At 41.3% G+C, this 10,054-nt stretch carries 5 protein-coding genes; all 5 read left to right on the forward strand.

The window, feature by feature from the left end; translation table 11 throughout:
- On the forward strand, positions 1–2,279 hold a 2,279-nt coding region (locus QZZ43_RS15865; RefSeq protein WP_291861430.1), incomplete at its 5' end, for a SusC/RagA family TonB-linked outer membrane protein.
- Between the two features lie 11 nt (positions 2,280–2,290).
- On the forward strand, positions 2,291–4,024 hold the full coding sequence (locus QZZ43_RS15870; RefSeq protein WP_291861432.1) for a RagB/SusD family nutrient uptake outer membrane protein: 1,734 nt from the start codon (positions 2,291–2,293) through the stop codon (positions 4,022–4,024).
- Positions 4,025–4,137: 113 nt separating this feature from the next.
- Positions 4,138–5,520 carry a glycoside hydrolase family 27 protein gene (locus tag QZZ43_RS15875; protein ID WP_291861434.1) on the forward strand — a complete coding sequence of 461 codons (1,383 nt, stop codon included), beginning with the start codon at positions 4,138–4,140 and terminating at the stop codon, positions 5,518–5,520.
- An 894-nt stretch (positions 5,521–6,414) separates the two neighbouring features.
- Entirely contained in the window at positions 6,415–9,021 is a 2,607-nt protein-coding gene (locus tag QZZ43_RS15880; RefSeq protein WP_291861435.1) for an alpha-L-arabinofuranosidase C-terminal domain-containing protein, read from the forward strand.
- Positions 9,022–9,045: 24 nt separating this feature from the next.
- Positions 9,046–9,615 (forward strand): hypothetical protein, encoded by a 570-nt coding sequence (locus QZZ43_RS15885; RefSeq protein ID WP_291861437.1) that lies wholly within the window; start codon positions 9,046–9,048, stop codon positions 9,613–9,615.
- Positions 9,616–10,054 lie beyond the last annotated feature (439 nt).

Consider the following 10,054-nt stretch of genomic DNA (forward strand, 5'->3'; position numbering starts at 1 on the left):
CATGGCAGTTTGCAGAAATGATTAACGAAATTGAAACAGGTGTTTATGGCCGAGAACCTATGTACTCGGATGAACAGATTGAATTGTTCCGTAACGGTCAGGACCCAGAAAATTATCCTAATGTAAATGCACTGGATAAGGTATTGAAAAATTGGACAACCCAAACCAGGCACAATTTATCCGCATCAGGCGGGGGTGAGGTTATTCAGTATTATTTCTCCCTTGGTTATCAGTTCGACGATAATTATTACGAGAATAGTGCAAGCTATTACGAGCAATATAATTTACGGTCAAATGTTGATATTAAAGCCACAGAAAACCTGCGCTTTAAGGTTAATATCGCTGCACGTCAGGAAGATCGCAATGGAAATCATTACAGCAGCGAATGGACATGGAGATATCTGGTGAAATATGATCCGCGTGCTAATATTTTCTGGCCGGGAACAGATTATCCGGTTGTAGCCGCTCAAGACGACTTTAATGCTTACACAGCTGTCAACGGAGCTATGGGGTATCAGGATAATAAGTCTTCGGTGTTTAATGCCGATTTACAATTTGAGTGGGATTTGCCGTTTGTTACCAACGGGCTGTCTGTAGGAGGAAATATTTATATTGACAGGGATGATAATTTTTATAAGCACTTTCAGAAAGCTTTTTATTTGTATGAAAAACTTAATGATGAGTATGTGCCCAAGAAATTTGGCCCATCCAATGCGTTTCTGGAGGAGAATATGAATCAGAATGTTGGGTTTACATCCAATTTTCGGATCAACTATGAGCACTCCTTTAATGATGTTCATAATTTGAATGCATTTGTCGCTTATGAGCAGTACGAAAGTCGATATGATTATCTTTATGGCAGTCGTCAGGATTATGTTTCTACCATAATAGATCAGTTGTTTGCTGGTGACCAGACTACCGCCCAAAATGATGGTACCTCTTCAGAGTCGGCCCATCAGAATTATTTTGGACGTGTGGATTACAACTTTTCCGAGAAGTATCTATTGCAATTTAATTGGAGGTATGATGGTTCTGAGAATTTCCCCAAGGGAAATCGTTTTGGATTCTTTCCCGGAGTATCCGGAGGATGGCGAATTTCGGAAGAGCCTTTTTGGAAGGAAAATATAGGTGCTTTTGATTATTTTAAGCTCCGTGGTAGTTGGGGCCAGATGGGGAATGACAGAATTGCTCCGTTCCAGTATATGACCACTTATACTTTTGATAGGCCTGCTATTTTAGGCGGGAGTACTCCCCAGCCTATAACAGGAGTTTGGCAAAACAGAACAGGAAATCCGAATGTTACCTGGGAGGTTGCTACCACCACGAACATTGGTTTTGATTCCCGGTTCCTGGATATGTTTACCTTCGATTTTGATTTGTTTCAAACAAAACGGGAGAATATTCTGGCACAACGCAATGCTGCCATACCCGAATATGCAGGACTGGCATTGCCCGATGAAAATATTGGAGAGGCAGAAGCCAAAGGTTATGAGGTGGTTCTTGGCTTTACAAAACGATTTGGAGAGTTTAGGATAAATGCATCAGCCAATTATTCTTATGCCAAGAGTGAGATTACTTATATGGATGAACCGGAGGGGGTTTTGGATTGGCAGGCGATTACGGGAAAATCTATTGGTGCTAACTGGTTAATGTATGATGGGATCGGTATTTTCCGAACAGAGGAAGATTTGAATAATTATCCACATTTGCCTAGTGCAGAAGTGGGAGACATTAAGTTTCGTGATGTGGATGACAACGGAGTGATTGACGGAGATGACCAAATAAGGCCTGATAAGACAGCTACTCCTGAGATTATTTACGGTTTGAATTTGGGTGTTGACTGGCGTCAGTGGTCTTTGTCAACCCTTTGGCAGGGGGCTTCGAATGTTTGGCAATATATTTTCTGGGAATCAGGAACCATTGGTAACTTTACCAAGGACTTCTATGAAAACCGCTGGACCGCCGAAAACCCGAATTCCGCCTATCCCAGGGTTTATGACCGTCAGGCAACAGTGACCGGACAGGAAAATACTTTCTGGCTGAAAGATGCATCTTATTTGCGACTAAAAAATGTTCAGTTGGCTTATACACTTCCAGACCGTGTAGTTTCAAGATTACCTATTGATAATTTGAGATTGTATGTGAGTGGTTATAACTTGTTAACATTTACCGAACTAAAAAATACAGACCCGGAGACAACAGAGGGGGACCAGGGGTTCGCCGCCTGGAGTACACCTCAGTCAAAAGTTATCAACTTTGGTCTTAGTCTTTCATTCTAAAAAAAGAAAACATGAAAAAGATAATATATTCCATCATTTCACTGGCATTTCTGTTTTCTGTAGGTTGTAGTGATGAGATGCTTGATAAACAACCATTAACAGAAATGTCTGAAGAGGCTGTGTTTGGAGATCCCAATCTTGCAGAATCTTTTGTAAATGCACGCTATAACCAGATAGGACACGGATGGACTGAATCCTGGATGAGTTCTGTTTGTGATGAAACACAATTAATATGGTCCAGGGGCTGTGAGCCTTATACTCAGGGATTTGTCAGTCCGTCCAACCTCGGTCGTATGAACGGCGGTTGGTGGGGATGGGATAACCGTACCTGGGCAATCATGTGGCGGAACATCTCGGATTGTAATCTGTTTCTCGAAAAAGTCGAGAGTGTGTCTTTTGAAGATGAGACTTTTAGAAATCGTTTGATAGGAGAAGTACGCTTTATTCGTGTATTGATGTATCACGATTTAATTTCTAAATGGGGAGCAATGCCTATTATTGAGAAAAGTTTTGACCTGAATGATCAGGATGAGATTGTGAGTGTGCAACGTAATACCTATCCTGAATGTGTTGATTTTATGGTGTCTGAACTTGATGAGGCCTCTAAATTGCTGCCGGCAAATTATGAGGCTTCCGAAAAAGGACGGGCTACCAGTGTTGCTGCATTGTCGCTTAAGTCAAGGATCTTGTTGTATGCCGCAAGTCCTTTGATGAATAAATCGGGTGTTGATCCGCTCGTTGGATATACCAATCCCAATCCTGAACGTTGGCAAATTGCTGCTGATGCGGCTCAAGAAGCTCTTGACGTTGCTTTAGCCAATGGATATGGATTATTTGACAAGTATGAGAGTGTAAAGGAAAATTATACGAAGCTTTTTTTGGAAGGAGGAAATGCAGAGATTATTTTTTCCAGACAGGGTACTTCCAGTGCTGATGGGGAAAGTATTACTTATCTGGATCAGTCGAATGGACCCAATGGCTACGGTCAGTGGGGAGGAAATGTGCCCATTAGTGAATTTGTTGATTGTTTCGAGATGAGTGACGGGACTTCTTTTGACTGGGATAACCCTGAACACGCATCCAATCCTTATGAAAATCGAGATCAACGATTGCAAGCGTATGTTTTGTGTGATGGAGATCCCTGGATGGGCCGCGATGTAGAAACTTGGATTACTTTAGATGCAAATGGTAATCCTTCAGGGGGAGGTTTGGATACCGAGTTTGGCCGGGATGCCTGGAACACCAGTCTTACGCGTTATAATGTTCGTAAGTTTATGGACGAGTCTTATTCTCCAAATAGTTGGAATTTCACCCCAAGAAATTGGGTTTGGTTGAGATTGGCAGAGCAATATTTGAATTTGGCAGAGGCCCTCTATATGACCGGAGATGAAGAGGGTGCTCGCAATGCTTTGAATGAGATTAGGGAACGGGCCGATATGCCCGATGTGGAAGATGCCGGTGAAGCTCTGTTGGAAAGAATCAAGAATGAGCGTCGGGTAGAACTGGCCTTTGAAGAGCACAGATATTTTGATGTTCGCAGATGGCTGGATGCTGAAGTCGATTTAAATAAAAACGCCACGGGTGTTCGAATCATTAAGCAGGAAGATGGCACTAAGAGTTATATTCCGGGTAGAATAGTGGAAGAGCGAAGTTTTAATGCGCCGGCCATGTATTGGATGCCCATTCCAAAGTCAGAGATTGATAAGAATCCTGATTTTAGTCAGAATCCCGGGTATGGTAAATAATATTTTTTGATTTTTTTAAAAACCGGGAACTGTTTTGGAACCCGGTTTTTTGTCTTTTCACCTAAGTGAATGAAGACAGATTTGTATGGAATTAGCAATCTTTAATTTGTAATATGAAAGTATTTAGTATTTATCTGGTTTTAGGGATGGCATTTCTGATGCTTTCCTGCAAATCGGGCTCTGTAGAAAAGCCTGAGCCTTTCGAAAAAGGGGAGTTTAAAGAGTGGGCACAGACTCCGCCAATGGGGTGGAACAGTTGGGACTGTTACGGGCCCACGGTGAGAGAAAATGAAGTAAAAGCCAATGCTGATTACATGGCTGAACATCTGAAAGAATTTGGATGGGAGTATATTGTTGTAGATATCAGGTGGTTTGTGGAGAATAGTAAGGCGGGAGGTTACAATCAGGACAATCCGGACTATGTGATAGATGAATATGGTCGTTATCTGCCCGCTGAAAATCGTTTTCCTTCTGCGGTGGATGGAAGAGGATTTAAAGATCTGGCTGATTATGTGCATGGCAAGGGGCTGAAGTTTGGTATCCATATAATGCGGGGAGTTCCAGTAATTGCAGTGGAGAAGAAAATGCCTATTAAGGGTACTGACGGCATAACGGCTGATCAGATTTATTCAACCGATTTGCAATGTAAATGGCTGCGGGATAATTTTACCATTCTAGACAAACCTGGTGCCCAGGAATATTACAATTCTATTTTTGATTTGTATGCTGAATGGGGAGTTGATTTTGTGAAAGTAGATGATTTGTCTAGACCTTATCATCAACGCGAAGTGGAAATGATTCGGAATGCTATAGACCAATGTGGTCGTTCCATGGTTTTAAGTACTTCTCCGGGTGCCACTCCATTGGACGCGGCTGATCATGTAAAAGAACATGCCAATATGTGGCGAATGGTTGACGATGTTTGGGATCAATGGCACCACATCATCCATTTGATGGAGGTTGCTCAGGGATGGTATCCATATATAGGCGCTGGTACATGGCCGGATTGTGATATGATACCGCTGGGACGTCTCTCCATTCGTGGTGAACGGGGAGATGATAGAATGACCCGTCTGACCGAGGATGAACAATATTCTTTGATGTCATTTTTTACAATCTTCCGTTCCCCGCTTATGTTTGGTGGCGATTTGCCCAGTAACGATGAGTTTACCCTTTCGTTGCTAACCAATCGCGAAGTATTGAAAATGCACAAGGAAAGCACAGGGGTAAAGCAACTTTTTCAGAAGGATGGAAAGCTTGCTGTAACTTCAAGTAATGGTAAAACTGGTGAGATTTATCTGGCTCTTTTCAATGTTTCGGATAATCAACAGACTTTTGAAGTGGCTGTTAATACAGAAACTATCGGAGTGTCTGATAGTGCAATTGTTACGAACTTGTGGACAGGTGAGCATCTGGAGTCGGTAAAAGATGGAGTTTTTAGTCAAACACTTGACAAACATTCTTCAGTGCTTGTGAAATTTTCTAAAACGAATTAGTATGATTTATTCATGAATTTTCGTGATGAGATGTTCAAACATCATGAAATATATAATAAACCGCAGATAAAATTGATGAAGGGAATGATGAAACGAGCAAGCTTGCGAGTTCAATACGACCATTAAATATAATCCTGAACCGTATTATTTTTTTTTGAATCAAGTTTATTGAGAATGATTGTTGTTCGCAGGGAGTTGAGCATCGTAATAGATTATTTGCGAAACGAAGTTCGAGGAAGTTAATAATGCATGTTAATTTTATTGAGTTAATAAACGTGCTGTACAAACTTCTGTTTGCAGCACGTTTTTTTTCAAAAGAGTTGATGACTTTTGCATTGCGTATTTGAATCTGGTATATGTCTTGTTGAACTCATGAAATCAGGTTTGTTTTATGAATATAAAGTGATTTTTACTTTTTTAATGATTCTCACCCACGTTGGATGAAATAATTTTAATATTTTTTGAATTATAAACAATCAATAGTCGGTTGAAGTGTTGAAAAAGTTTTGTGAGTTAATTGTTTATATGCAAGTGACTTTTTTGAATTAAAATAATGTTATATCGATTTGTTAAGCAACTTATATTTTGCAATCTAGCGATCGTTTGAAGCGCTGAGAGGCCGAATTCTAATGTTAGTAATATTATTCAATACTTTGTAAGTATTTTACAATCGATTGATGATGAATTGCTTGTCTGGCAGGAGTAGTTGAATGTAAGTTATTGATTAGGCTTTTTTTAATAGACTATTGATTATTTGTTATGAAGCGAGAATAGAGTCTTTATTTTTCAGGTTCTACAAGATTCATGCGACCTAAAAAATGATATGAGGAGGCGAAGCAGGTCTATTTTGGTTTTAAATTATTTTGGTTCAGTTAATTACAAAAATAATAACGGATGAAACGAGTTCTTCTAATTGCAATAGCACTCATTTGTACATTTGGTATTCAATCTGTCAGTTTGGCCTCCAATCCCGATTCAGCTTACATTTTTGCCTATTCCACCATGGAAAATGGGGGGCGCAATGGACTTCATTTTGCCTGGAGCGTGGATCGGGAGCACTGGCATGCCATTGGGGCTGAGCACAGCTTTCTTAAAAGCGATTACGGAACCTGGGGAGGCCAGAAAAGAATGTATGATCCTTTTCTGATGAAAGATTCTGAAGGAGAATGGCATTGCGTATGGAGTTTGAACAATTCGCACAGCACTTTTGCCTATGCTACATCTAAAGATTTGATTCACTGGCAGCCGCAGGTTTATCCGGAACTGGACTTTGAGCAGAATTGCCTGATGCCGGTTATTATTGAGAATTCGGGAACCGATATGTTCACAGTGATCTGGAAAAGCGATTCAAATGGTGAAGAATATTATGACGCAAGCAGTTCCGATCTGATTTATTATGGTTCGATCAATATGGTTGCCAAAGAGGATTATCCAAACAACCGGGATGAGGTATTCCTAAGAGAAGCTACACAGACCGGTACCATTCACAAAGTGGCATGGGAGAAGATTGAAAAACTCATCAACCATGAAAAACTGACCGCTTACAATCAGGAATTGTATCATGAAACCACCGATCAGGATTCACAACGTTTCGCAGATTTGAAGGAACTGAAAGGTGAGATAAGAGTGGATATGCAAGACTACAAGGCCATTAGTGATGAGCTGGTGGGGGTTTTTTTTGAAGATATCAATTACGGAGCTGATGGAGGTTTGTATGCAGAGTTGGTGCAGAATCGAGGCTTTGAATACGATCCGGCCGATACCAGAGGCCGTAATTCCGACTGGAATAGTATGTATTCCTGGAGAGTGCAAGGAGAACATGCCACTTTTACCATAGATTCTGTTCATCCAGTCCATGCCAATAACAAACACTTTGCTGTTCTTACGACCAAGCAGGTTGGCGATGGGCTTATGAATGAAGGTTTCAATGGCATACCGCTTAAAGAGGGTGAGAAATACAACTTTTCCATGTTTGGAAGGACACCAAATGGGGAGAAGGTGAAAGTGATTGTTAAACTGGTCGATGAAGAAGGAGCAACCGTTGGTGGAACTAATGTGATAGTCAGATCCGGTGAATGGGATAAAGTAGAGGGCGTTATTCGTGCTGACAAAGACATTGCTGATGCTCGTCTTGTTTTGGTGCCACAAAGTGTCGATACCATTGAAATAGACATGATTTCGCTTTTCCCTCAAAATACATTCAAAGGTCACAAAAATGGACTGCGGGCTGACCTGGCCCAGTTAATTGCCGATATGAAGCCCCGGTTTTTACGCTTTCCCGGAGGATGTGTGGCTCATGGTGACGGACTGGACAATATCTATCGCTGGAAAAACACCATTGGCCCTTTGGAATCCCGTAAACCTCAGCGAAATATCTGGAATTACCATCAGTCGATGGGACTGGGCTTTTTCGAATATTTCCAGTTTTGTGAAGATCTGGATTCTGAGCCTATTCCCATTGTAGCGGCTGGCGTTCCTTGTCAGAACTCTTCATGTGGAGGAGCAGGACAGCAGGGCGGAATTCCTATGAATCAGATGGATAGCTATATTCAGGATGTACTGGACTTAATAGAGTGGGCCAATGGGGACAAAAATACCGAGTGGGGTCGCAAAAGAGCTGAAGCCGGTCATCCGGAACCTTTCAACCTGAAATATTTGGGTGTTGGAAATGAAGACTTGATTTCACATGTATTTGAAGAACGCTTTAAATTAATTTATGAAGCCATTAAAGAGCAACATCCTGAGATTGTGGTTATAGGTACGGTCGGTCCTTTCTGGGAAGGATCTGATTACCGCCGAGGGTGGGAGTTTGCCCGTGAACTGAATTTGCCTATGGTAGATGAGCATTATTACCAGCCTCCGGGATGGTTTATTCACAACCAGGACTATTATGACAAATACGACCGTTCCGGGCCTGATGTTTACTTGGGCGAATATGCAGCTCACCTGCCCGGCCGGCCCCGCAATGTGGAAACAGCTCTTTCCGAAGCTCTTTACCTGACAGCCCTTGAGAGAAACGGGGATGTTGTACGAATGGCCTCTTATGCCCCTCTTCTGGCACGGGAAGGCAACACACAATGGAACCCCGATCTGATTTACTTTAACAATATTGAAGTTAAACCAACTGTAGGTTATTTCATCCAGAAGCTTTACGGACAAAATGCCGGTGATGTTTATTATCACAATACCATCCAAATTTCAGATGGACGTGAGTCTGTGGAAAAACGAATTGCTGTTTCGGTGGTTCGCGACAGTGAGACCAATGACATGATCGTTAAAATGATCAACCTTCTTCCGGTTAAAGCTGATGTGCAGCTTAAAATGGATGGGGCTGAACCCTTTTCATCCAAAGCTGTTCGCACTGTTTTGAGCGGGCATCCGGATGATACAGATGCCTGCCCGATAACTGATGAGATATCGGTAAGTGAGGTTTTTGATGTGGCGTTGCCTGCCTATTCCTTTACGGTGATTAGGATAAATGAATGGCAAGCGGAAAAATGATAGAATCGCTAAAACTATAAGGGTATGTCCTTTACCAGAAAAGATTTTCTTAAGACTTTATGTCTTTCCGGAGCTTGTATGGGCTGCTTCACAGCAAGGGGGGGGCAAGCTGAATCAGGTATTTCATCTGCCGATGACCAGAGTAAGCCATTGGCAGAGCAATGGCTGGGTAAATTGCTCTCCAATATGGGGGATGAACTGAATGAGGAAACACTTAGATCGGTTTTAAAGAGTTGTTCAATTGCTCATTTTGATGATCTGAAAATGGACGAACTGTTATCTCCGTATAAAGGTAAAGTGGATGCGTTTATTAAATTTCTTGAAGATGAGTGGGGATGGATTATTAATTTTGATGAGACTTCAAATGTGTTGATTGCTGATGAAAATAAGGAACATTGTGTTTGTCCTGTGGTAGAATATGATAAGGGAGTGGATTCATCAGCTTTGTGTTACTGTTCAGAAGGTTTTGCGGAGAGAATGTTTTCAATAATTTGGGAGAAACCGGTTTCAGCCAGGGTTATTTCTTCTATCCGAAGAGGTGATATGCGTTGCTGTTATGAGGTAAATGTAATTTATGATGAGCTTTTTCCTTAAAAAGGGGGATGAAATGACAATATTCCTTTGAAAAAATGTAATTAGAAACAAAAGTTCCTTTGAAAAAGTGTTGAATTTCTCAAATCTTCCCTTGAAAAAGTGTAAATTTGTTTGGAAAACATTAATTAGTGTTTGTCTATAAAGTCCAACTTCTGCGTTGTTGCTCAAAATCTAAATCCTCAAATACATTAGTATTCTGCGGTTTAGATTTTTCACACGCCTTGAATTTGAACTTTCTAGTTCAAACACTTGAAAAACGCTTAGTTTGTGGACAGAGACTAATTAGTGCCCGTCTATAAAGTCGGGAATGTTTGTAAAAAGTAATGTGTCTGGTCAGAAAGTGCCAGTTGCAAGGCTTGCGAAGCCGCCAAAAACGGAGTTTACTTGGGTAGATGAGTATTTTGGCGGCAAGCGTAACGACGCAAATGGTACTTTATGG

Origin of the sequence: Marinilabilia sp. (assembly GCF_016278715.1) — a bacterium.
Lineage (GTDB): Bacteria > Bacteroidota > Bacteroidia > Bacteroidales > Marinilabiliaceae > Marinilabilia.